Annotated in this window: 18 protein-coding genes; 5 read left to right on the top strand and 13 right to left on the bottom strand. The window is 50.0% G+C overall.

Annotation, left to right across the window (positions count from 1 at the left end; genetic code table 11):
• Positions 1 to 109: 109 nt before the first annotated feature.
• The gene (locus tag BMW71_RS02095; RefSeq protein WP_092168795.1) at positions 110 to 1,675 is read left to right on the top strand and encodes a hypothetical protein; all 1,566 of its coding nucleotides are present in this window, start codon (positions 110 to 112) and stop codon (positions 1,673 to 1,675) included.
• A gap of 156 nt (positions 1,676 to 1,831) precedes the next feature.
• Here BMW71_RS02095 and gap read toward each other — a convergent pair whose 3' ends face one another.
• On the bottom strand, positions 1,832 to 2,833 hold the full coding sequence (gene gap / locus BMW71_RS02090) for a type I glyceraldehyde-3-phosphate dehydrogenase (RefSeq protein WP_092168792.1): 1,002 nt from the start codon (positions 2,831 to 2,833) through the stop codon (positions 1,832 to 1,834).
• Between the two features lie 272 nt (positions 2,834 to 3,105).
• Between gap and BMW71_RS02085 the strand changes: the two genes are divergently transcribed.
• Positions 3,106 to 4,020 carry a bile acid:sodium symporter family protein gene (locus BMW71_RS02085; protein WP_092168789.1) on the top strand — a complete coding sequence of 305 codons (915 nt, stop codon included), beginning with the start codon at positions 3,106 to 3,108 and terminating at the stop codon, positions 4,018 to 4,020.
• A gap of 48 nt (positions 4,021 to 4,068) precedes the next feature.
• Here BMW71_RS02085 and BMW71_RS02080 read toward each other — a convergent pair whose 3' ends face one another.
• The 4 genes from BMW71_RS02080 to BMW71_RS02065 are packed head-to-tail and all read right to left on the bottom strand — an operon-like array spanning position 4,069 to position 7,945.
• A complete protein-coding gene (locus BMW71_RS02080) occupies positions 4,069 to 5,100 on the bottom strand; it encodes an aldo/keto reductase (RefSeq protein WP_092168786.1) in 1,032 nt (343 codons plus the stop codon).
• The gene (locus tag BMW71_RS02075) at positions 5,097 to 6,965 is read right to left on the bottom strand and encodes a TonB-dependent receptor plug domain-containing protein (RefSeq protein WP_092168783.1); all 1,869 of its coding nucleotides are present in this window, start codon (positions 6,963 to 6,965) and stop codon (positions 5,097 to 5,099) included. Before BMW71_RS02075 ends, BMW71_RS02080 begins: the two co-directional genes overlap by 4 nt.
• Positions 6,962 to 7,384, bottom strand: a complete 423-nt coding sequence (locus tag BMW71_RS02070; protein WP_092168780.1) for a phosphoribosyltransferase — start codon at positions 7,382 to 7,384, stop codon at positions 6,962 to 6,964. Before BMW71_RS02070 ends, BMW71_RS02075 begins: the two co-directional genes overlap by 4 nt.
• A 33-nt stretch (positions 7,385 to 7,417) precedes the next feature.
• Positions 7,418 to 7,945: a hypothetical protein gene (locus BMW71_RS02065; RefSeq protein WP_092168778.1), complete on the bottom strand. Its 528-nt coding sequence runs from the start codon at positions 7,943 to 7,945 to the stop codon at positions 7,418 to 7,420.
• A gap of 168 nt (positions 7,946 to 8,113) precedes the next feature.
• On the opposite strand from BMW71_RS02065, the gene BMW71_RS02060 reads away from it, so the two are divergent.
• The 3 genes from BMW71_RS02060 (at position 8,114) to BMW71_RS02050 (ending at position 11,834) form a co-directional block, all read left to right on the top strand.
• Positions 8,114 to 9,652 (top strand): GH3 family acyl-acid amido synthetase, encoded by a 1,539-nt coding sequence (locus tag BMW71_RS02060; protein ID WP_092168775.1) that lies wholly within the window; start codon positions 8,114 to 8,116, stop codon positions 9,650 to 9,652.
• A 99-nt stretch (positions 9,653 to 9,751) separates the two neighbouring features.
• The gene (locus BMW71_RS02055; protein WP_092168772.1) at positions 9,752 to 11,002 is read left to right on the top strand and encodes an MFS transporter; all 1,251 of its coding nucleotides are present in this window, start codon (positions 9,752 to 9,754) and stop codon (positions 11,000 to 11,002) included.
• A gap of 31 nt (positions 11,003 to 11,033) precedes the next feature.
• Positions 11,034 to 11,834 (top strand): hypothetical protein, encoded by an 801-nt coding sequence (locus BMW71_RS02050; protein ID WP_092168769.1) that lies wholly within the window; start codon positions 11,034 to 11,036, stop codon positions 11,832 to 11,834.
• A 17-nt stretch (positions 11,835 to 11,851) separates the two neighbouring features.
• Here BMW71_RS02050 and BMW71_RS02045 read toward each other — a convergent pair whose 3' ends face one another.
• The 8 genes from BMW71_RS02045 to BMW71_RS02010 form a co-directional block, all read right to left on the bottom strand.
• A complete protein-coding gene (locus BMW71_RS02045) occupies positions 11,852 to 12,925 on the bottom strand; it encodes a glycoside hydrolase family 113 (protein WP_244891049.1) in 1,074 nt (357 codons plus the stop codon).
• Entirely contained in the window at positions 12,922 to 14,388 is a 1,467-nt protein-coding gene (locus BMW71_RS02040) for a BCCT family transporter (protein ID WP_092168766.1), read from the bottom strand. Before BMW71_RS02040 ends, BMW71_RS02045 begins: the two co-directional genes overlap by 4 nt.
• A 361-nt stretch (positions 14,389 to 14,749) precedes the next feature.
• Positions 14,750 to 16,183 (bottom strand): BNR-4 repeat-containing protein, encoded by a 1,434-nt coding sequence (locus tag BMW71_RS02035; protein WP_092168763.1) that lies wholly within the window; start codon positions 16,181 to 16,183, stop codon positions 14,750 to 14,752.
• An 86-nt stretch (positions 16,184 to 16,269) separates the two neighbouring features.
• Positions 16,270 to 16,650, bottom strand: a complete 381-nt coding sequence (locus tag BMW71_RS02030; RefSeq protein ID WP_092168760.1) for a response regulator — start codon at positions 16,648 to 16,650, stop codon at positions 16,270 to 16,272.
• A 303-nt stretch (positions 16,651 to 16,953) separates the two neighbouring features.
• Positions 16,954 to 18,369 carry an enolase C-terminal domain-like protein gene (locus tag BMW71_RS02025; protein WP_092168757.1) on the bottom strand — a complete coding sequence of 472 codons (1,416 nt, stop codon included), beginning with the start codon at positions 18,367 to 18,369 and terminating at the stop codon, positions 16,954 to 16,956.
• Positions 18,370 to 18,378: 9 nt separating this feature from the next.
• Positions 18,379 to 20,757, bottom strand: coding sequence for a c-type cytochrome (locus BMW71_RS02020; RefSeq protein WP_092168755.1), 2,379 nt, complete (start codon positions 20,755 to 20,757; stop codon positions 18,379 to 18,381).
• Positions 20,757 to 22,211 carry a sulfatase family protein gene (locus BMW71_RS02015; RefSeq protein ID WP_092168752.1) on the bottom strand — a complete coding sequence of 485 codons (1,455 nt, stop codon included), beginning with the start codon at positions 22,209 to 22,211 and terminating at the stop codon, positions 20,757 to 20,759. The genes BMW71_RS02020 and BMW71_RS02015 overlap by 1 nt, the downstream gene beginning before the upstream one ends.
• Positions 22,208 to 23,797 carry a sulfatase family protein gene (locus tag BMW71_RS02010; RefSeq protein WP_092168749.1) on the bottom strand — a complete coding sequence of 530 codons (1,590 nt, stop codon included), beginning with the start codon at positions 23,795 to 23,797 and terminating at the stop codon, positions 22,208 to 22,210. The genes BMW71_RS02015 and BMW71_RS02010 overlap by 4 nt, the downstream gene beginning before the upstream one ends.
• Position 23,798: the final 1 nt, after the last annotated feature.

Below are 23,798 nucleotides of genomic sequence, written 5' to 3'. Positions count from 1 at the left end.
CAGGCCTCGCTTCCCCTGCGCTGCATTGCAGCATACGGGGATGCCTGTACCTACCCATTGATCGGACAGCCTGTACCTACCGGGTAGGAAAACCATAAACAAACGAACGATGAAACGTTGGATCAAGGTATTGTTGCTTTCCTTATTGCTTGTTATGCTGCTACTTGTGGGCTACGGCGCCTACCAATTTCGGGACCGTCATCCAGGCTATTCACTTGACTTATTTCTGGAAAAGAAACAGCCGGGAACCATTCAAGCAGGATTTGCGAAGGTGGACATCAGTCCCATTGAATTTGATACCTGGTCGGATGCCAATGAGGATGCCCGCTACCGGGAAAAAGATGGTGACACCTATCATGACTTGAATCAAAACGGAAAATTCGACCCCATCTGGGTCGCAGGCTTTCATCAGAATAAACCTGCTTCCGGAATAAACGATCCTCTTTGGGCGCGAAGCATGGTATTGGGAGACGGAAACCATACCCTGGGGCTTTGCATCATCGACATGATCGGATTTGGAAACGACGAAGTGGTGACTCTGCGGAAGCGCATTTTAGAAAAAACGAACCTGGATCACTTGATCATCGCCAGCACCCATGTGCATTCTTCTCCGGATCTGATGGGGATGTGGGGGCCCGGACCGTTTAGCAGAGGCGTGAATGAGGACTACCAGCAGCAAGTTTTCGATGGAATTGAGGCATCGGTGCTGGCGGCCCTGGAAGAGCTGCGACCCGCCCGACTGAAATTTGCTGTCAACGAAAGTGAGGCGATCCCACTGGTCGGCGATAGCCGGGAGCCAACCGTACTCGATCCGGCCATCCGACTGATGCAGGTATGCGAACGAGACACAGATAAGACGATAGGAATGCTGCTGAACTGGGGCAACCATCCGGAAACGCTTTGGTCTCAAAACACGCTGATCAGTTCCGATTTCCCCCATTACTGGCGGAAATACATGGAAGAGGGCATCGTCCTAGGAGACACGGTCCTTCACGAAGGACTAGGTGGAGTGGCGATTTTTATGAACGGTGCCCTTGGAGGTTTGATGACGACGCGTCCCAGCGACACCGTTGTACACCCGTACACGGGCAGGGCGCTCAGTGAGCCCGGGATCGAGAAAATAGACGCACAGGGCCTGGCCCTGGCAGCTATTAGCTTTGAAACCCTAAATTCTGGAATCGATAGCATCGCGGAAGGAAGCCTCTCGCTACGGGCCAAAACCGTAACGCTTCCCATGACAAACAAGCTATTTCGACTTGCCGCATTTGTGGGCGTTTTTGACCGGGGCTTTGTCGAATGGGGCAGCGTGCGGTCCGAGGTCAATGCCTGGACGATTGGCCCGGCATCTTTTGTACATATTCCGGGCGAACTGTATCCCGAAATTGCCAACGGTGGCGTGGAGTCACCCGAGGGCGCGGACTTTGCTATAGAACCGGTGGAAGTTCCTTCCATTCGGAGCCAGATGCAGGGGACCTACCGCTTTTTTAGTGGCATGGCAAATGATATGATTGGCTACATCGTACCCAAAAGCCAATGGGACGAGAAGCCTCCCTTTACCTATGGTAGAGACAGTGCCCCTTATGGAGAGGTAAACTCGCTGGGACCGGAAACGGCCCCAATTCTACACCGGGAAACCCTGCAAATCCTACAAGATCTACGGATCTCCCAGAAGTAGTAAGGGAGTCGCCTTCGTGCCAGCAGTCCCCGCTACCTTGGTCCTCTGGTGGCTGGGGCAGCAATTTTTAGGGTAGAAAACAAAAAGGGCAAACAAAAAGGGTTGAATGCCTGTGCATTCAACCCTCCACTTGTTGTGGTTTTTGGTGGCCGTTTATTATTTGGAAATATACTGTACCAGGTCCACTACCTTGTTGGAATAGCCCCATTCGTTGTCGTACCAGGCCACCAATTTTACGAATTTATCGCTTAACTGTATGCCGGCTCCAGCATCGAAGATAGACGTACGGGCATCACCAATGAAATCATTGGATACGACCGCGTCTTCGGTATAGCCAAGGATTCCTTTTAAATCACCTTCGGAGGCTTCTTTCATTTTGGCACAAATCTCCTCGTAGCTGGCTCCTTTCACCAGGCGAACGGTAAGATCTACTACGGAAACATCCGGCGTGGGAACGCGGAAAGCCATACCGGTAAGTTTGCCATTCAACTCGGGGATTACCTTTCCTACGGCCTTCGCAGCACCGGTAGAGGAAGGAATGATATTTTGTCCGGCGCCTCTGCCCCCTCTCCAATCCTTTGCGGAGGGTCCATCTACCGTTTTCTGGGTGGCGGTGGTGGCATGAACGGTGGTCATTAGCCCTTCTTCAATGCCCCAGTTATCGTTTACTACCTTGGCAAGTGGCGCCAGACAGTTGGTGGTACAGGATGCGTTGGACACGTACACCATGTCCGGGGTATAGGAAGATTCATTAACACCCATTACAAACATGGGGGTATCGTCTTTGGAAGGTGCAGACATCACGACCTTTTTGGCACCTGCGTCGATGTGTCCTTTGGCTGTTTCCTTGGTCAAAAACAAACCCGTAGATTCTACGATGATTTCAGCACCGATATCCGACCATTTTAAATCCGCGGGATTTCTTTCGGAGGTAACGCGGATGGCCGTTCCATTTACTACCAGTTTCCCGTCTTTTACTTCCACATCACCCTTGAATTGTCCGTGCGTGGAATCGTATTTTAGCATGTAGGCCATGTAGTCTACATCAATTAAGTCATTGATGCCTACGATTTGTACATCATCTCTTTCCTGAGCGGCGCGGAACACAAGTCTTCCAATCCTGCCGAATCCATTGATACCTACTTTGATTTTTTCCATAATCTAACTTTTCTATTCTAAGGTTTAAAAGAGTAATAGCAACTGAAATTCCTTATCTCGCCGGGATAATTTGTCCGCAAGGCGAACGAATCATAATTAGCAAAACAAGGATTTTGAACAATCCTACCGAAATTTTCAATGGTCAAATTTATAAAAATTTAATTTATCATTGAAATTTTGCTTTTGTTTAGTTGGAAAAACTTGCAGTAAGAGAAAACCCGAATGTGGTTCGAAAATTTCGGTTATTTTTACCTTTTGTTGCTTGTATTGTTATGGAGAAATTGGACCAATTACAGATACACTTTGAGGGAGATTCGCTATTTCTAATGAATGTTTCCCTGGCCGTCATTATGTTTGGCGTCGCCCTGGATATCCGGCTTGGAGACTTTAAACGAATTTGGCGTAGACCCAAACCCTTTCTTTTGGGAATCTCCGCTCAATTTCTTTTACTGCCGGCGCTTACCTGGCTGTTGGTTTCGGTGATTCAGCCGATCCCCAGTGTGGCCCTGGGCATGTTTTTAGTCGCCGCTTGCCCCGGAGGGAACATCTCCAATTTTCTCACCCATCTGGCGAAAGGGAATACCGCCCTGTCGGTAAGCCTCACTGCTTTTGCTACCCTGTCATCGGTACTTCTTACACCATTAAATTTTGCGCTTTGGTCGGGCTTATACGGCCCTTCTGCGGAACTCCTTACCCAGATTCGACTGGATTATACGGAGGTTTTCCAAACGGTAGGATTGATCTTGGGTATACCCCTCACCTTGGGCATCTATGTCAATCGAAAGCGGCCACTGGCGGCACGCAAAATGGCTACGGCCCTGAAGCCACTCAGCGTGCTGGTGTTTATTACCATTGTCATCGTGGCTTTTTACAGCAACTTTGACTTGTTTACCCGGGTGATTGGCCATATTTTCGGCATCGTATTGCTACACAACCTGCTGGCATTGCTGTCGGGTTTTTTCTTGGCAAAAATGGGTAGATTACCCCTAACGGAAACCAAAACCCTGACCCTGGAAACCGGTATACAGAATTCCGGGTTGGCTTTGGTATTGATTTTTACTTATTTTGAAGGTTTGGGAGGGATGTCGATCATTGCCGGATGGTGGGGAATCTGGCACATCGTCTCCGGACTGCTGCTGGCAACGGCCTGGAAGTATAAAACGGCTGTTTCCAGCCTTGCTGCCTGATTAGCTCAGAAAACAAAACCTATTTGTCTGCTTACTTCTTGCCGCCTGTCAAACCTTGTAGTACTCCACCATCCTTCCGTCAAAACCGGCTACTTTCTCCACCAATTGATCCCTTCGGGCCGCGTCAAAGGCAGTAAAGGTTTTCGCAAAATTGATTTTTTCTGTTAGCATATCCGCATTGTCCGCGCCGGTAATCAACACACTGATGGGCAGGGACCAGGAAAAATGCACGGCTTCTTCCACACTCAATGCATTGGGAATAATTTTGGGCTTATCGCCGTGATTGAAATGCGAAGTCCCGCCAAAAAACCCGCCATTGGCCAGGGTTTTCATGGCGAGGGGAGCCATCTTTTTCTCCACCAGCCGAGGCATAACGTTGGTTATAAAGCTCTTGTAATTGGGGTCAAACGCGTTGATAGGCATTTGGCAGGCCTGCAGCAGATCGGTACGTTCCAACATGCGCAAGTGGGCATTAAAATCGGAATGTCCCGAAAACCCAATGTACCGTACTTTTCCGCTTTCTTTGGCCTTTTGCACCACGTCCAATACGCCATTGGAAATACGGCCGTCCACGTCCGAAGGACTGGTCACGGCATGAATCAACCACAAATCCAGGTAATCGGTTTTTAGGCGCCGCAAGCTTCCTTCCAAATGGGCCTGTGCTGTCTTACCGTCCCGTGCCGTGGATTTACTCTGAATAAAGGCAACATCCCGGTACTTGGGGCTCAGGTATTTTCCGTAGCGCTCTTCTCCTCGTCCATTGCCATAGGATTCCGCATTGTCAAAAAAACGAATGCCACCCGCTATGGCCCGTTCGATGGTCCGTTCCGCTTCGCTCTCCGGCATGCGGGCAATATGCGCTCCACCCAGGCCAAGCATGGTTACCGCTTCTCCCGTATTTCCAAACTTCCGCTGCGGAAGCAGGTCTCCCCAACGGTCCGTTACCCGGGCAGTACGTTCTTTTCGTTCGCCCACACTGGCCTGAAGGCCCGACACCTGCATGGGCAACATGATGCCTGCCGTCAAGCCCGCCAGTGTTTTTATAAAGGCGCGTCTGTCTTTTTCATTTTCCCTTTTCATTTGTTTTTGGGTTTAAATTGATAGTTTATTCCAGCAGCCATGTTTATTCCCGGCATGGGATACCCGTTTTCCAATTGGTAGTTACTGTCCAATAAATTATTTCCCAGCACATGGGCACGCAACCTGGCCGTGATCTGGTAATTTACCTGTAGATTCAGCAAGCTGTAGGTTTCGGATTCTGCTTCACTAACCAGCGAATTGCGAAGACCAAAAACCTGCTGCACAAAAGGAACGAGCTGAAAATTCCCCAACTGCCCGTTCATTTGTAATTTCACGTAATGCCTGGGTGCAAACAACACATTTTCAGACACATCTGCAAAATTATAACTAAAAAGAAATCCCAAATCCCCAGTTGGCTTGAAATTTACCTGACTTTCCAGGCCCTTGTTTCGAAAGGCCCCGGTATTCCTGTTTTGCGGTGGTCCACCTTCCGCATCCACCTGAATGAGGTTATCTCCTTTGGTATAGTAAAGCACCAACTCCATATCCCATTTTCCGCCAGAAAAGCTCCGGAGAAACCCCAATTCGTGGTTCCACAAGGATTCGGGGCGCAATTCCATGTTGGATGGGGGAAAAAGAAAAAGATCCACCACCGATGGGCTTCGAAACGCCCGGGAAGAGGATGCCTTAAGGACGCTGCGGGGATTTACCTCGAAGGAAAGACCAAATCCAGGTACGGTCATGTTGCCAAACTGGGAATTGTATACCTCCCGAACACCGGCATTGAGGTGCAGCTTTTGCCAAAAAGCCTGTTGGACCTGTAGGTATACTTCCGTCTGCCGTACCCGATGCGTGGCATCCAAACCGATCGCAGCGGGTGGAGGAAGTCGGTCGTTGTTGGCTTCTCCCCCGAAGCGGCTGTGCTCCACTCCCAATGTGAGCGTTTGCCGGGGCACCAGTTTTAGGTTTTGGTACAGGGACAGCCCTTGGTTAAAATCCACGGATTCAAATCCGGTAGTAAATCGGTGTTCACCAAAATTGTGGTACAACAGTACTGCTCCGGAAGCTTTGTCTCCTTCGTTTGTCAGTCCCAGCGCTACCCTTCCCCTCCGGTAATCCCGCTGATCATCGGAAAGCGGTGCGTCCACTGTACCTGGATGCTGGTAGCTGGCATCTGACAGTTGTACGTCACCGGCCAGCGAAAGTCCGTCTCCGAGGCGATGCGTGAGTTTATAAAACACAGAGGTATTGGAAAAGCCGTCTGGAGCATCGTCCCGGAATCCATCGGTCGCTCCATGGTTCAATGAAATCACGGATTCCCATTTTCCCGATTGGAAAGATAGCTTTCCTGAAAGTGTTCGGGTACCAAAAGAGCCCGCGGTAGCCGCTGCCTGACCCGACCAGCCGGGTGAATTGTTTTTTGCCGTAATCAGATTGATGGCGCCTCCCATTGCGTTACTTCCGTACAGCACAGAGGCCGCACCCCGAATCACTTCTACGCGTTCGATGTCTGTTGCGTGATAGGCGTCTGCAATTGGGTGACTGAATATCCCCATAAACTGCGGTTGGCCATCAATGAGCACCAAAATCCGGTTGTTAGGCGTGCCGCTTATTCCCCGGATCGAAAGGTTTCCACCCGACCCGGGCCCCACCCCGAAGCCTACCGTGGATCGGTCGTTCAACAGTAGTCCTGGAACATGAGGTACAATGGAAGGCAACACGTTGATATGGGAAGATTGGTCCAATTGATCCCGATCAATGATGGAAATACTGGCGGAAACCTGGGATGCAGCCCGCGCCGCCCGGGTGCCCGTCACCACGACCTGATCCAGCGACATGCCAAGCGAATCCGGTTCCTGGGCTTGCAGGGAGCTTGCCCAACCGGAAAAGAGCAGGAGCAGGTAGCAAAAGGTAGGGGTTTTCATGCATCGATCGTGTTTTTCCAAGGCCAGGCCACACAAGACTTTACTTTGGGAAACAAGACGTAGTCTGCTGTCCCTTTCAAAACAAACGTATGTACTTCGTGGCCGGAAAGCCGTTCCTTCACCGCCGCCATGGTTTTTCCGGTGACCGATACGTCGTCCACGATCAGGATCCGGTGGTGGCTAAATAAATCCCAGTCAAAATCAGAAACAACCACTGGTTCCTGGTACAATGGCTCGTTGGCATCGTTTCGGTGACTAATGCGGACAATTTTCAACGCCGCTCCCAGCTGATGCGCAATCATGCAGGCAGGGGGTGTTCCTCCCCTGGCGATTCCCAGAACCAGATCTACTTCCGGAAAGTCAAATCCGTGCAGTGCTTCACTGATGGCATCAAAAGAAATATCCAATTTTTCTGACATAGGTTCATTTTAAGGCCTGAGAAGCATTCGCTTTTAGGTACGGGTTGGATTTTTTTTCTTGCCCAGTAACAAAAAACCCAACAACAGCAGAATCAGTATCCCAGGCAATCCGGTAGATAAGGATTGGCTGAAATAGGCAAAGGGTGAGACCGGCATCAGGCCAAAGGCCAGGATAAGTCCGGCACCCAGTGCTTTGGCGAGTACAATGGCGGTAATCACTGCCCAATACGACCTTCCTCTGGAGAACAGAAACTGGAGTATCAGGGTAAAAACGGTCAATTCAACCGTTAGGAGTAGCAAAAGCGACCATTGCTCGTTTCCGGTAATTAAAAAATTCAACGAAGGAGAAACGATAGCGGCCAGTAAAGCCGGCACCTTGTCTGTCAGGACCAGGGCAATCAACGGAACGTAAAACAGGGGCAAAAGAACGGCGCCCGTGGGGCTTCCCTGTATCGGAGGGGCTACGTGGACCAGCAAGGGAAACAGAACGGCAGCCGTTAATGTCATAAACACAAACAAAGCCGGACTGCTTTTGTAATATTCGCTTATAGAGTGTATCATGGGAACGTGGATAATTTGTTGGGGATAATGTAATTAAAATATTTCATGCGTACAATTTTTGGGAACAGAATCGGTCCATTCACCTTCCTCTACGCAACGAAATTTCTGGTCTGATAATTGTTCCGGAATAGCCATTAACCCACATGAATCATTCTTAGCAATAGCATTATGCCCGTAATTGGTGAACTAGTAAAAAAAGCAATCGAACTGGGAGGAAAGTTGAATTCCGACGCTACCCCCATTGAAAAACAGGAAAAAGTATTAAAGGAATTGCTGGAGAAGGCCAAAGATACCTCCTTTGGGAAGTACCATGGATTTGAGCTTCTGCTCGGTGCTGAAAACCCCATCTCCGGGTTTCAAACCAACGTGCCGTATTTTGATTACGATACCCTGTATGCACAGTGGTGGTGCAAAATCCGGGAGGGGCATCGGGACATCACCTGGCCGGGGATCAACCGCTTTTTTGCGGTTAGTTCCGGAACGACCAGCAAAAGCAAATACATTCCCGTGACGGACGACATGCTCGATGCCATACGGAAAACGGGGGTCCAGCAAATCATGAGCCTGTCCCATTACGACCTTCCGGCGGACTTTTTCGAACGACAAATCATGATGCTGGGAAGTTCAACGGACCTAAAAGAAAACGAAGGCTTTCTGGAAGGCGAAATAAGTGGTATCAGTGCCAGCCAGATTCCTTTTTGGTTCAGCAATTTCTACAAACCCGGCCCGGAAATCGCTGCCATCGAAGATTGGGACGAGCGCATCGAGAAGATAGCCGAACAAGCCAGGGACTGGGATATCGGCAGCATTTCCGGTATCCCTTCCTGGATTGAATTGATGATGAAACGGGTGATTGCCTACCATCAGGTGGAGACGATCCATGACCTATGGCCCAACTTGAAGGTATACACGCCCGGCGGCGTGGCATTTGAACCCCACCGAAAAAGTTTCGAGAAAAACCTGAGACATCCCCTGGTATACATCGACACCTACCTGGCTTCGGAGGGGTTTCTTGCCTTTCAACAAAGACCCGAAACGGATTCGATGGGATTGGTGTTGGACAATGGCGTCTTTTTTGAGTTTGTTCCATTTACGCCCGAAAACATAGACGAAAAAGGAAGTGTTCGACCCGATGCAAAAGCCTTGACCATCGGTGAAGTAAAAGAAAACACCGAATACATCTTGATCATTTCTACCGTAGCCGGAGCCTGGCGGTACATGATCGGTGACACCGTAGCTTTTACCGACAAAGAGCAAGCGGAAATCAAAATCACCGGGCGTACCAAGTTTTTCCTAAATGTGGTCGGAAGCCAGCTAAGTGTTCACCAAATGGACCAGGCGATGGAAGCGCTTCAGGAAAAATTCGGCCTGGCCGTCCCGGAATATACCGTGAGTGCGGTTCAGGAAAACGGCGCCTACCTCCATCGTTGGTACCTGGGAAAGGAATCCGGAGAGGCGGAGAATCGGGAGGTAACGGAATTTTTGGATCAATTCCTGAAGGAAACCAATAAAAACTACCAGGTTGCCAGAAAAAAAGCGCTGGAATCGGTAGAAGCCATACTGATTCCGGCCGGAGCCTTTATTGCATACAGTGAGAAACAAAAAAAGAAAGGCGGGCAAACGAAATTTCCCCGCGTCATGAAAGAAAATACCTTTGTTGATTGGGAATCGTTTTTGGAAGAAGCGGGATACCTGCAGCAATACTGAAACCGATTTTCCACAGGTTTCTGCCAAAATAGCTTTACATTTGAGTGTAATCTCCTGGGGAGGAAGCAATCGTAAAGAAAGGAACTACCTGGAAACACCATGATGATTTTTAAGTCACTGTCCTCAAAAAATTACCGGTTTTTCTTTGCGGGGCAGGCTTTTTCCAACCTGGGAAACATGATGAAACAGGTAGCGGTGGGCTGGCTGGTATACCGGATTACCGGTTCTGCCTTGCTCCTGGGCCTGGTTTCTTTTTCGCGGGAGATTTCGGCCTTTTTGTTTTCCACGGTAGCTGGTGTACTGGCAGATCGGTACAACAAGCACCGCTTGCTGATGGTGTGCCAATCCATCATTGCCGTGAATGCGGCGGTATTGGCGTCCCTTACGCTGGCAGATCAGATAAATTTTGAACTATTGCTTGGATTGGAAATCCTGTTTGGTCTGGTTAGCGGGCTGGAAATGCCTTCCAGGCATGCTTTTGTCAACGATCTGGTCGAAGATAAAAACTACCTAACAAATGCCATTGCATTAAACTCCTCCCTATTCAATACCGCACGCATCCTGGGGCCGGCCCTGGCAGGAGTGTTGATTCCCCTTATCGGAGAAGGGTATTGTTTTCTGATTTATGCGCTGGCAAGCTTTTCTGTGGTTGCTTTTTTTTCCGGTATTGATTACCGCCCCAACCCCAAAAAACTACCTGCCAAACGGTTTACCAAAGAATTTGCTGAAGGCGCAGCCTATGCCATCTCTACCAGGCACATCCGCTTCATCATCCTGTTTGTGGCCGGACTTACCCTGGTCGGTGTCTCGTACATGGTGGTTTTGCCTGTATTTGCTGCGGATGTTTTTGACGGAGGGGCCGTTATTTTTGGATACATGACCAGCGCTGTTGGGGTGGGTTCCCTAATCGGAGCCGTTTTTGTTGGTACCAAAAAAAATGCACTGGGTTTGGACAAATTGATTCTCCTGGGTACCCTTCTATTTGCACTCGGTCTTGCCGTTTTCTCGTTTAGTACGCTATTGTGGGTATCCTTACTTGCGTTGGTAACCACCGGACTGGGCAGGGTCATTGTATTCACGGGATCCAATACCCTGCTTCAGACGATTTCACCGGAGGAGAAACGAGGACGGGTGTTGAGCTTTTACATCATGCTATTTATGGGTTCCTTGTCGCTGGGCAGCTTTTTGATCGGCTGGATAAGCGATACGATAGGCGCGCCGCTAACCGTCTTCTGTGGAAGCATTGGCGTGCTGCTCCTGGCAGGTTATTATGCCAAAAGTTTGCCTTTGCTACGCAAAAGGACCTATCGAGCCATAAAAAAATCCGCACTCCTCTGGGAGAGAAATTAATCCCAAACACGTACCATAAAATTAATCGATCATGAAACCATTACCTCTGTTAGTTATCAATAGTGTGACCTTTTTGGTAGTATTGCTCTTCAATTATCTGGGAAGCTCCGGGGATTACTTCGGCAGCACGGTCGGTGAGGTCAGCGCCGATTACCAAACTTTGCTGACGCCGGCTGGGTACGCCTTTTCCATTTGGGGGTTAATCTATCTGGGCTGGCTGGCTTTTTTGGTATTCCAATGGCAAGGCTATTTGACGGGAAATTCCGCCACCGCCCTTCTTCCCGCCGGCATCTGGTTTTCACTGGCGAATCTAAGCAATGCACTTTGGGTCTGGGCCTGGACTTCCGGACATCTTTGGCTATCCCTGTTGCTTATCGCTGGCCTGTTACTGGCCTTGATTCGATTGGTGATCAACTTCAGGCTAGAATTGGACGATGTTCCTTTACGTATCCTATTTTGGGTGTGGTGGCCCATTTGTATTTACACCGGTTGGGTCATACTGGCCACCGTGCTCAATACCTCCGTGGTCCTGCGTAGTCTGGGATTCTCCGGCCAACCGGAAACCGATACGGTCTGGGCTGTGGTCATCCTACTGGTAGCAGCGGCTATATACATGCTGTTGACCCTGTACCGGAACATGCGCGAAGCGGCCCTGGTCGGTGCCTGGGGGATTGGAGCCATTGCGGTAAGCAAATGGGAGCAAGCGCCGACTATCGGTATGCTGGCTGCAGCGGTGGCCCTGATGTTGCTCGTCACCGCCGGTGTGCACGGCTATATCCACCGAGACACCTCCCCACTGGTGAAGATGAAAAAAGGAGAATGGAAGTACTGATTCGTTGAGGAATCGACTCAACGGCTTCCGCTAGCAGGGACTGCCTGCTCCCTAAAAAACGCTTTCATGACCCCTTGGGCGAGTTTGTTTTGGGGGCTAAAATCCGGTACGCGATCCCGCGAGCGGGGGTACCATTTCCAGAAATACACTCCTTGAAACCAGGGTTTGTCCCAGACTGCTTCGAAAAAAGCCTGGTAGCAACGTGCTTGAATTTCCTGAGATAGCGTGGCATTCTTTCGCTGGTTGGGCCAGAGCCAGGGTTCCTGGGCGGCATCGCGTGTATCGCAATAGCCAAGTTCGGTAAACAAAATAGGCTTTTGAAAGCTCCGGCTGACCTTGTCCAGTGTTGGCAATACTTTTTCCCAACCCCGGTGCAGCTGAGCCAGATCCGGATCCGAACCTTCTGCCAAGGGAAAGTAGGCCTGCACGCCTATGTAATCCAGCGCGTCCCAAAAGCGAACCTTTTCGTATTCAGTAAAATTGGCGGCGTAGGTCAGCTTGCCCGAATAAATCTCCCTCACTGCCGCGATGATGGCTCTCCAATCGTTTTCCCGATGACTCGTTTTTTCCAATTCGGTACCTACACAAAGCAGGGGCAGGGCATTTGCCTCTGCAAACTGGGCATAATACAGAATAAATTCTTTGTAGTTGTGAAACCAACGCTGCCAATCTGTTTCGGTTTTCATGGCGATTTCACCTGGCCAGGAACCCCGTACCCATAAATGAGGCTTTAGCATGCTCCTTAGGCCCAATTCAGCTGCCGAATCGACCGTCGCTTGCAGTCCGGTGGTACTTTCTCCCCACCACATCTTGTCCGTGTGGGTTTCCCAACGCAGTTCCGGAGCTGCAATATCGGCCTGCCAGCCAAAAGGCGTTTGGGAAATATGGCTGGCACCCGTTTCCGACAGGGCTGCCAGTTCTCCGCCCAGCAGGGGGTTGGGACTAGCTACCCAACATACACCTCTGTGTTTTTCCCCGTCCAGGGAAGGCAAGGTCTCATTGGTTTTGCTTGCGGAACAGGCCAAAAGTGGCGGTAGCAGCAGGCAGCTGTAAAGCAGCTGGTATCCGATATTCGTTTTCAGGCTCATCATATACGTTTTTTGTACAGGGAATAGAGAAATGCACCCATCATCAGCAAGTAAATCCAACTAAAAGGCAGGGCCATGACAAGTAACAGTTGGCTGATGGAGGCCAATAGCTGGTCTTTGCCGATAAAGAGTGTGGCGACGGTAAATAAAACGAGGATTGTTCCCCATACCAGTAAATTTCTCCTTCTTGGCTCGTTGTTCCCGTTATCGGCAAACATGCCCAAAACAAAAATTGCAGAGTCGATGGAGGTGATAAGAAAAGTAAACACCAGCAACAAGGAAAGAGGCTGCAGTAATTGCGTCAGGGGGAGCCCGTCAAAAAACAGAAAAATTGAGTTGTAAAGAGAATCAAACTGCCCCTGGTAAGATTCGGGCAATCCGATCTGCAAAAAGGCTTCGCTTCCAAATACAGCAAACCAGGCAAAGGTTCCGAGAGAAGGCACCAATAAAACCCCAAAGATGAATTCCCGGAAGGTTCTTCCTTTGGAAATCCGGGCGATAAATACCCCGGTAAATGGCGCCCAGGAAAGCCAAAATGCCCAATAGAAATAGGTCCAATCCATCAAAAAATCCTCGGATACCCGCATTGCCCCGGCATTTACGCTCATGGGTAAAAAATCGTAAAGATACGCGCCAAGCGCCGAGGTAAAGTTTACGGCCATGTGCCAGGTATCTCCGGCTACCAAGGTAAAAACTAGCAGAAAGAGGGCCATTCCAATGTTAAACCGAGAGATGTTCCGTATACCCCGACTTAGTCCGGAAAATGCCGAAATAGTGGCCAGGGATCCCAGAAAAAGCACCAGGTAGGAATTATTTAGGTAACTCAACTCAATGGGAATCAGGATTTCACTAAATCCAGCGAGTAGCTGTCGGCTGCCCAGCCCTACCGCTCCCACCACCCCAAATAAGGTACTAAGAATGGTCACTACATCGATAGGCACTGTCATCCAGGACCGTTGGTACCGGTCATTCAGGATGGAAGAACTAAGCATGCGACGTGATTTGCCGTATACGAGGTAGCCGATGATCAGCCCAAACATCCCATAAAATGCCCAGGGGGTAAGCCCCCAATGGAAAAAAGTGTATTCCAAGGCAAAAACTTCTGGAGTCCATTCGGATGCTCGTGGCGGTTGCGTATAGTAAAATACCGGTTCCTGAACCGCTCGAAGCATTAATCCAGCCCCCATTCCCGTGCTGTAGAGCATGGCTACCCAGGAGAACCAGCCATAGGCCAGTGGTCCCTCTCCCAGGGTAATTTTCCCCCAGGGAGACAAGGCGATGCCTAGCAATACCAGAACCATAAATAATCCGAGCAGCAGGTAGAAATCGCCAAAATAGAAGAGGGTGCTGCGCGCTACTTCTCCGAGCCAATCCCTGAATCCGGTAGGAAATAAAAACGCCATCAGCAGGAACAGCAGGCTGGCAAGCAAGGAATAGAGAAAAGTTGGCTGTCGGTAAGCGCTCACAGGTTCTTGAATTAGTTCATGACCCACAATATACACAATTGCTTATTTTGCCTCCTAATCCATAAGCTCTTTGTAGCTACTTGTAAAAAACTCAAAAGAAAACCTATCTTCAACGGCGAGGTAAGAACAGGGAAATAATTATTTTTCCTGAACCGGTTCGCTGATTTTTCGATATGGGCATGGCCCGAAAACGTTTACTTCAACATGGAGGTTCCACGGGAGTACCTAGCAAATGCATGATTCACACGCATCCATAAAACCGGCAACGCATACCGTACCACTCCACGTATACCAACAGCCTCGCACCAACGCATAAAACGATTTGACTAAAAGGGATTGAGGAGGTATTCGGATAAAAACGTTACCGGGAAAACCAACGGTTAAACAGGTCGTTTCGCCACCTTTTGGGCCTTACCCAGTCCTCCTCCATCTCGTAAGGCAGCATCCATACCCGGCCTTCGCTGTCGCCAAAATACAGGTGACTTTCGCTAAATTCATTGGGGTTTCCGTCTGCCCAAAAGTAATAAAAAGGGTCGGAACCCTGCTGAACTCTCCGAATGTAATTGTGGTTTCGCTTGCTGCCACGGGTCAACTGACGGCTCATTTCCCAGGTTTTTCCCTGATCGAAGCTTTTCCATACCTGCACCTCTCCCCCGGCTCCCCAGGCCTGCGGACGATCGGCCGTGGGGCCTATAACCGTCCATTCATCTTCTGCTACCCAAAGGCTCCCCATGTCGTAATTTTGGTCCGACTGGGTGATCAGGTGGTCCTGCCAGCTGCTACCGTCCCAATACACCAGGTGCCAGTTTCGCAACCCGTTTTCAGGGCCGGGCTGATGCCCGATTCCCTCCACATACAAGGCCATGGGATTCCCCTCGGCGTCAAAGTTGATATCCTTTAAATACACGTTTCGCTTCTGGCTAAAATATTCCTTTACCAGGCCGGAAGAGGTCAGGTTAACTACCGGAACATCCAGTACCGTTCCTTCACTATCGGTCCAGGTCTCGCCAAAATCGGTTGTTTGGAAATAGTACAAATTGGTACGCAAATCCACATTTCCATTGGGATGCCAATTGCAGAAAAAGCCAATTTTATCGCCGTGTTGCCCGGAAATCTGGTAATGCCCCGCGTTCTTATCTCCATTTCGTTTGATAGAAACTAACTTCTGATCCTCAGACCAATCCATGCCATCCGGGCTGGTTTCCATGTACAGTTCGCGAACCCCCGTATATTTGGTGAACAAATTCAAAAATCCCTGTCCAGCGAGGTATTTTGGCTGCGGATACGTCATTTCCTCTTCGCTAACCAGATCAAAAGACTCGGCACTATACGGTTCTCTACTCCGGTATTTATAGCCCATCCTCCGTCTGCCTCTCCCACTGACAAACACCCACACGTACCCCTCTTCGTCGAGGGCCAGGCTGGGATTATCGTGGGGGTCATCGACACCTTCTTTGTCATGCACTACCACGGGTCTGGAAACCATTCCCGTATGGTGGTCAAATACACCGATCATACATAGCAAGTGCTTTTCTTCGGGTGAGCGCGTGCCACCATAGACAAAAAATGTTTTATTTACCTCCGGCGCATGGATGGCGAGAGGAATGTGCTTCGCGGTGTAGGTACCCAGTCCACCCGAGTATTTATCACCGTATTCGGAAAATTGACCGAGGGTAAACCAAATTCCTTTGTAGCCATCGGCTACAGTAAATTTCTCTTGGGCAAGCAGCAGCTGCCCAAAAGAAAGAAAAAAAAGAAATAAGCTGGAAAGGATGATAAGATACGGTCGTTTCATGTGCTGCAAGAAGATGAAGTAACAAAAATAATAAAATATTCCTGCTTAAATAAGAAACGAAATAAAGAACCGGTATACGGCAATTTTTATAACTGAAATTTATCTTTTAGCTGAGTAAAATCCTGTATGCTGAAGGGCTTCACCCAGAAGTCGACGATTCGCTCGTACTCCTCTGATCGGCGCTTGTCCGATGACTCAATGGACGACGTGATAATAATGACTTTCAATAGTTGAGAGAATTTCAGGCTTTCTACTGCATCCAACACGTCCCAGCCCGAAAGACCCGGCATGTTGATATCCAAAAACATTAGTAGCTCTTCTGTTTTGCCCCCGTCTTCTACCAAATAATCCAAAGCAGCTTCCCCGTTGTTAAAGGGGACAACTGGATGGCTTATCCCTGCTTTCTCCATCAACTTCCTCTGCAATAAAATGACGATAGGGTCGTCGTCTACCAATAATATCTTCACCTGTTACCTATTAACGTTGTCATTTTTACCAAAAAAAAACATTTTAGATCCAAATGGGGCTGCAACAAAAAGACCTAACAAATACATATTTTTATATGCATTTTTATATATTTAAAATACATTTTTTCAAATGTAAAACAAGATTTGGAAATTAAAAAGATAAATGCAGCTTTTTTTCGCAAATTTTTTTTGGCCTGGAAAATTTCGAAAGACTATATGGAATATATTATAAATAAACCATTAATTTCACAATTAATGGTTTATTCCGCATGGAATCATTTCGCCGCCAACCAACAGTCCCCCCTACACATCGAACATTTTTTCATAGTGCGTACTCGGGGCCAGGATACCGCCACTCTTTTTGTAAAATTCCTCGCCAGTAGGATACACGCCATCCCGGGTTTGTACCCAGGGGGCATCGGACATGGGATGATAGGCCAGCATCTGCTGCCAATTTTTGTAATATTGATGTCCGTTCGTTTCCTGCAAGCCTAAATTCATATCTGGAAAGGGCGCCAAACGAGCGGCAACATTTTTATTCCAATCAACCAAAATGGGATTTACCGTAAGGTCAGCGCAGAAACAAGGAATGTTTCGCTCGTGGGCGGCCTGTGCGATCTTCATGGTCATGCTCATCGTTTTTGCAATCGCTTTCACCGCGATCGCCGTATAGCCCTGTTCGATACGTACCAACGCATCTTCCACCGTATGGGCGCTTTCGTCGGCTGCCACGCGCACCCCTAAATCACCTACATACGTTTCGTTTTCCTCAGCAAAGGGCTCCTCAATCACTGCGATCTGATCAAATGCACCGATTTTTTTTGCGTGATCCAGAAAACGCTCCAGGGTCTCCTTTTCTTCATAACGACCGTTCGCATCAAAATAATAGGGGATTTTTCCGTTTTGGGTGTGAATGGTCTCTCGCTGCCCCAGTGTCCGGTGCACCGCTGTCAAGAATTCAATGTCCTTTTCCAGCATTTCCTTTTGCGTACCGGGTGCACCCGTTTTTAATTTCATGATAAAATGACCCTTTTCGGCAGCATCCTTGATGTCGTTTATGGAGGCGCCGACGCTAAACGAAGGAATACTGGCTACCTTGTCGTGCTTGTGGGACAATCCTGGACGATAGGCATCCGGAATCATCTCATCAAAGGTCTGCAGGTCGTTTTCCTGACCAAAAAGAATCCATGCCGCATTGTCAACCGGCACCAGCGCATTCAGTGCAAAAGTCTTTTTGAGTGCTGGATTGCGGGTGATTTTTACCCCATACGCGTACACTTCGGGTAAAATATCCTCCAGTAGCGTGACCGGATCCACAAAATGGGTTCCTTTAATCAGTTGCAAGGCCCGCTCGGTCATGGCATACATCAGGGCATTTCCACCAGTAGTGGAATGGGCCTGGAAAACCGCCTTGTCCGACCACAAGGTCCCCTGGGTACCGATGCCCACCGAATGCCTTCCACTATCCGCCCGCATCAAGGCAACTGTCTGCCAGGCTTCGGTAATGGCGCTGCCCTTAAAGCGATACGGAAACAGCGGCTCACGCTCAAAATTGGAATCTGTATGCGTAATTTTAATCTTTGTATTCATTTTCTTTGGGGGTTTACTTCCGGCAAATCCCATATGAGGAAAAGTACCCAGGCTGCCAATGGCAACCGCACTACCGGCTTTTTGAAGAAAATTCCGGCGACTCAGGCTATATTGGCGTTCGTTTTTCATGATTGACGATCAGTTTGGAATGTGGTTGAGGGTATACCAGGCTTCGGAGGACCAGAGCAAATTTCCGTTTTGGCTGCGGAGGTCCTCCCGTAATTTAAAATAGACCACGTGCCCTTCCTTTAACCCGGGAACCGTCACCTGTATTTTTTTGCCATCATCGGAGCGGACGATGCGTTCCACGGCAAGCTGGGTTAAATCCAGTTTGGGGCCGCCATAGGCCGGCGTCGGCTCGTACCTCCATTGCTGCAACTCCAGGAGGGATGGATTCAGGTCCTCCGGTGATATCGCTTCGGTGAGTTCGATCTCAAAGCCATCGGGCATTGCCCGGATTGCCAGCATTTCAAAGGTGGATTGCCCATTGTACCGGATCTTTTCCAGGCCATATTGGTTTTCCTTCCAACTCCAGCCACCGACCATGCCTACTTCGCCCACATACAAGGCCCCGTCAGGTCCCCATACCAGCCGGTTGACCCCGGCCGTGAACCCCTGAGAAAAACGGAAAACGGCACCCTGGTATTCTCCGTTTACCTTTTCCAGAAAATCCCGCTTGATGCCTCCATTGCTTACGTCTCCATGCAACAGCTGTCCTTCGTAGGGGCCGTCTTTCATAAGAATGGGCTCGGAGGGCGAGTTGCCGATCTCCTTATCTGGCAGCCAGATCGCCGGAGGAACCATCTCAGGGGGATTTTGTGCGGCTTCTTCCGACAATCCCCAAGCCATGCCGTTGTATACGCCTTTTCTCACGTGAATCAGTTTATTGGCTGGCAACCACTGTCCCTGGTTATCGGTAACAAAAATCTCGTCTTCCATGCCCAGGCCAATCCCATTGGGTGTTCGAAGCCCGTAGTCCATCCATTCGTAGGTGCCATCACGATCTATTTTCAGGGTTCTACCCCGATCTGCCAACTGACGCTCATTCGCCATAAGTCGCATGGCCATAGACAAGGTAATGTAAAAGTGATCTTCTTTGTAGACCAACCCAAAGGCAAATTCGTGGAAATCATCCCGCACACCCCAGTCGTCACAAACGACCCGGTACTCGTCCATCAGGTCGTCTCCATCGTGATCGATCAGCTGGGTGAGTTCGTGTTTTTGCAAGACAAAGACCTCCCCGTCCACTACCTTTACCCCCAATGGCTCGGCAAGTCCCGATGCGATCCGCTTCACGCTGACCGGGGCCGCGTCTCCTTCCAATATTCCGTCCAATACGTACAACCCTCCGATGGAATCCCAGGTGCTGACCAACAAACGGCCGTCGGGTAAAAAGTCCATACCTCCTACCCTGGGCTTGAAAGCGTCGCTATGCAGTGTTTCGAGCGTATAACTTGGATGGACACCGTCGAGGGGAGCTCCGTGACCCGGGCTGGCGGGCGAACGGCCCGAATCCGACACCTCTTTTTTTGTCGCCGACAATCGGGTCCCTGACAGTTGCTTTTCCTTCGGCTTGTGTGTAAAGATATAGTCCAGCATGGTCTTCATCTCCCGGGAATTCAAATCCGGATGGGGATTCATCGGGGTATCTCCCCAAACGCCCGCGCCGCCCTCCTTAATTTTTGATGTCAGCAGCGCATAGCTCTCTTCGTTTTTTGGGTAGCGCGTAGCAATTTGTTCAAAGGAGGGGCCGACCATGGCATGTTTCTCTTCGTGGCAGGTGTAGCAATCACTGTTCTCCATCCATAAAATTCCCAGGTGATCGTAACTGTCCCCAATGGCCGGAGGAGATTGCTCGGGAAGATCCTCAAAAAAATCCGTTGTGACCAGCGTTTTTGCCAGTGCTACCTCCCTGGTTTGGTCGGGAGATTGCAATAAAACCTCCAGCCCATCCGGAATTTCAGATCCCGCAAAGGAACGACGAAAACCCGGCTTTCCTTGCTCATTTCGTACAAATTCCGGGCTTTCGCTGAGCGTTACCCGAAGGCCATCTTCCAGCACCAATTCAAAACGAAGGGTTATCCCGTTTCCTTCCAACAGGTACCCTTTGTATTCGGTAGTAATCGGCATTTCCTTGCCGTTGCGCCTGACGATCCACCGGTTGGGTAGCGATTCTTCGGCGTAATAGGAAGCACCCCAGGAGCTCGGTTGGATGTTTTTCTTATTGGTAAACACCGTCCCTTCACGAAGGACGCCCCCCTTCCAAACCTTGTATAGCTGCCCTTGTCCCAAATCATAGGCTGCATAACAGGCCGAATCCAGGGCCAGGGTCAGCATCCTCGGCCGCCTGTCAAGAACCGACCGGAAGGCCCAGGGATCCATCGGCCGTACACGAGCTTCCTCCGACGATGATTCACACCCGAAATTGCCAGAAAGCAATACCAACCCCGCGGTCCAGCTAAGAATTACCCGCAGCAAGCTGGGAAATCTGTTTGTTGATCCTCCTTCCTGTCTCATTAAAATGGCCCTTTATTGGTCGTGGTGAGCGCATCCGGACCGCCTGGCATCTGTCCGCGGATGCGTTCCTTATCCAGTGATTTTCCGGTTTCCTTGTCGTACCAGTCCGCCGTAAGCCTGTCGGGTACGGAATCGTCTGTTTCTGTGCTCCATTGTTCAAGCATTCCCCGCATGTAATCGAGCATCCCCCCTTCTTCACCGGGAATGGCCCGGTTAAGCAATTGGTAGGTATCCTCGTTCACGCGGTATAGCTCCTCCGCGGGTCTGGGTGCCATAAAAACATCCGCCTGAGCCGGGTTAAGGCTCCCTGCTTCACGCAGCCGCTTTAAATCGGCAAATGAATCGCTGCTATTTGAATCAGCTGGTCCGGGGTTACTAAACCCGGGACGGTTGTTCTTGATATACAGGTAATCTTTGGTTCGCACCATGCGGGCATGAGCTTCGTGGTCGTGCCAATTGTGTTCCGCAAAGACGAATTGCCGGAAAGGCAAACCGGGGTTTTCCAGCACCGCACCAAAACTTTTTCCTTGAAAGGCATCCGGAATCGGCACTCCGGCAAGTTCCAAAAAAGTAGGGGCCAGGTCAATGCTGCTAAGCAGACTTTCCGACACCATCCCGCCTTTGCCGATACCCTTCGGCCATTTGATAATCAACGGGGACTTGATGCCCGAATCAATCAACCTCGTTTTGCTCCTGGGAAAGGGTCGGCCGTTGTCGGATAGCACTACAATAAGTGTGTTTTCGAGGACTCCCTGCCGCTTGAGTTCTGCTTCCACCTCTCCGATAAACGCATCAAAACGGGAAATTTCGTCGTAATACCGGGCAAGATCGGTTTTTGTAGCTGCAGCCTCCGCCAGGTAGGGGGGTACCTGCACGGCCTCGGGCCGATGCGTGCCGGAAAAGGAATTGCTGCCCCAGGGTCGGTGTGCATCCAGGGATGCCAGCCATAGAAAAAACGGTTTGTCTCGCGGCCTTTCCTGTAACAGGGGTACCCACATGTCCTCTCCCCCATCGCCTATCTCCGGACCTTTGTCGTAAATCCGATCAAACCCCCTCCGGGCGGCCGGACCCATGTGCCATTTTCCTGCCTGCCCGGTAAAATACCCTGCCTTCTTTAAGAACTCCGGAAAAATGGCAATGGATTCCGGTAAGGGCGTATGCAATTCGGCCGCTCCGGTATTGTGCGGGTAGCGGCCGGAGATCAGGCTACACCTACTGGGACTGCAGGAGCTCGCAGTCAGATAGAAATTGGTAAAACGAAGCCCATCAGCCGCCAGGCGTTCCAAGGTTGGTGTTTTTACCTGAGCCTGCCCATAAGGACTGGTATCCTCGTAGCCGATATCGTCTGCTATGATCATCACGATATTGGGCCGCGTATCCTGTGCGAAAACACGGATACCGCTAACGAGGACCAAAATGGCCAGTAAATAGCTAGCTACCGGTATCTTTTTCATTCCCTAAAATCCGTTTCAATGTCCGTATCGTTTACCCAACCTGTGTTGAAGGGTTCTCCCTGCATAAACCGGTTGTAAAAATCCCGCTGATTTTCCTGCGCATATTCGTATTCATCGAAAATATGTCCTTTACCAAACATCCGAGGATCCTCCTGGGCCTTTAATTGCCGAAACAGTTCTTCCCTCAGGTTTTCCTTGATGGATTGGTATTCGGGATGCAAGGCCAGGTTAGTGAGCCCTTCGGGATCCTTATTGCGATCGTATACTTCTTCCTGCGGCCTTTTTCCAAAATTCAGGTTCCAAAAATGGCTGTTGCCCGCCACCCGCCGCTGATTTAGAATCAAGGTTTTGGTTGGGCTGCCATCGGTATTCAGGTACCCCGTTTCGGGATTTCCCGCCGGCCAGCGGTCCGTTTCGAAGTTGTGGATGTAGGTGTAGTCCTCGGTCACCAGGGCCCGAATGGGATAGCCCTGATCATCCGGCCTTCCAATATCGTGGCGCTCTTTTCCCAACAAAACGGCATTTCGTTCCGGGTCGGTCTTACCGGAGGCATCCGAGAAAAAGATCGGTACCAGGCTTTTACCCGCCATAGGGGCCATTGCTGTGCCGGCAACATCCAATTTCGCAAGTTCCAAAAATGTCGGGGAAAAATCGGTAAAATTCACAAAATCATTAATGACTCTACCGGGATTTTGAATGCCTTTTCCCCACATAATTGCCAGCGGAAGGTGATTGGAATACTCGTATGCCTGTCCCTTGACCCGGGGAAAAGGCATGCCGTTATCGGCCGTCACCACCACCACCGTGTTTTCCAGCTCTCCCCTTTCTTCCAGCTCCCGAAGCATTTGCATCAGGTGCTGATCAAAGTATTCTACCTCGAATGCGTAGTCCAGTAAATCGTTTCGTACAGAGTCATTGTCTGGCCAAAAAGCCGGTACCTTATCAATGCTCTCCAACGACTTGCCACCTAAGGCTACCCCAGAACCGTAGGCATAGGCCCGGTGGGGTTCGGTGGAGCCATACCAAAAATAAAACGGGGTATCGGCTGGTTTTTCATCCAGAAACGCACTGAAATTTGCCGCATAGTCCACGGAACTAATCTGCCCTGTGGGCGGGTCCAATTTTAAGTCACTATACCGGGGCCCGGTAAGCAAGCGGGGCTTTCCATCCGCTTCGCCCGGATTACCCGGAGCCCACCCTTTGCCGGTGAAACCGGTAAAGTACCCATTCAATCCCAATACTTCGACGTGGGAAGCGAATTTTTCAGGGAAAAAAGGTACATGGTTGGCAGCCTCCTCTAGCTGCCAGGAATTCCTGCCAGTAAGAATGATCGACCGGGAGGGCGAGCATTTCGCATTGGGCGTATAGGCCCGCGTAAACAACAAGCCCTCGCTGGCCACCCGGTCAAAAGCGGGAGTGTTTACCCAGTCGGTTCCGTAGGTCCCTGCATGTGGATAGGACCAATCGTCCGCAATGGCAAATAGGATATTGGGCCTGCTGGGCTCGGATTGTTCTTCTTTTCCGCAGGAAGACAACAGCAACAGGCCAAAACAGCCACATAGGATCAGGTTTTTTGGGACAATCATG

It is taken from the genome of Cyclobacterium xiamenense, assembly GCF_900109255.1.
Lineage (GTDB): Bacteria > Bacteroidota > Bacteroidia > Cytophagales > Cyclobacteriaceae > Cyclobacterium > Cyclobacterium xiamenense.
This window is presented reverse-complemented; position numbering and strand designations above follow the sequence as displayed.

Coding starts and splice junctions, on each gene's coding strand:
- gap (WP_092168792.1), bottom strand. CDS start 2,833: ATGGAAAAAATCAAAGTAGGTATCAATGGATTCGGCAGGATTGGAAGA.
- BMW71_RS02070 (WP_092168780.1), bottom strand. CDS start 7,384: ATGTCAGAAAAATTGGATATTTCTTTTGATGCCATCAGTGAAGCACTG.
- BMW71_RS02050 (WP_092168769.1), top strand. CDS start 11,034: ATGAAACCATTACCTCTGTTAGTTATCAATAGTGTGACCTTTTTGGTA.
- BMW71_RS02015 (WP_092168752.1), bottom strand. CDS start 22,211: ATGAAAAAGATACCGGTAGCTAGCTATTTACTGGCCATTTTGGTCCTC.
- BMW71_RS02060 (WP_092168775.1), top strand. CDS start 8,114: ATGCCCGTAATTGGTGAACTAGTAAAAAAAGCAATCGAACTGGGAGGA.
- BMW71_RS02025 (WP_092168757.1), bottom strand. CDS start 18,369: ATGAAAAACGAACGCCAATATAGCCTGAGTCGCCGGAATTTTCTTCAA.
- BMW71_RS02010 (WP_092168749.1), bottom strand. CDS start 23,797: ATGATTGTCCCAAAAAACCTGATCCTATGTGGCTGTTTTGGCCTGTTG.
- BMW71_RS02045 (WP_244891049.1), bottom strand. CDS start 12,925: ATGATGAGCCTGAAAACGAATATCGGATACCAGCTGCTTTACAGCTGC.
- BMW71_RS02095 (WP_092168795.1), top strand. CDS start 110: ATGAAACGTTGGATCAAGGTATTGTTGCTTTCCTTATTGCTTGTTATG.
- BMW71_RS02065 (WP_092168778.1), bottom strand. CDS start 7,945: ATGATACACTCTATAAGCGAATATTACAAAAGCAGTCCGGCTTTGTTT.
- BMW71_RS02075 (WP_092168783.1), bottom strand. CDS start 6,965: ATGAAAACCCCTACCTTTTGCTACCTGCTCCTGCTCTTTTCCGGTTGG.
- BMW71_RS02055 (WP_092168772.1), top strand. CDS start 9,752: ATGATGATTTTTAAGTCACTGTCCTCAAAAAATTACCGGTTTTTCTTT.
- BMW71_RS02080 (WP_092168786.1), bottom strand. CDS start 5,100: ATGAAAAGGGAAAATGAAAAAGACAGACGCGCCTTTATAAAAACACTG.
- BMW71_RS02020 (WP_092168755.1), bottom strand. CDS start 20,757: ATGAGACAGGAAGGAGGATCAACAAACAGATTTCCCAGCTTGCTGCGG.
- BMW71_RS02085 (WP_092168789.1), top strand. CDS start 3,106: ATGGAGAAATTGGACCAATTACAGATACACTTTGAGGGAGATTCGCTA.
- BMW71_RS02035 (WP_092168763.1), bottom strand. CDS start 16,183: ATGAAACGACCGTATCTTATCATCCTTTCCAGCTTATTTCTTTTTTTT.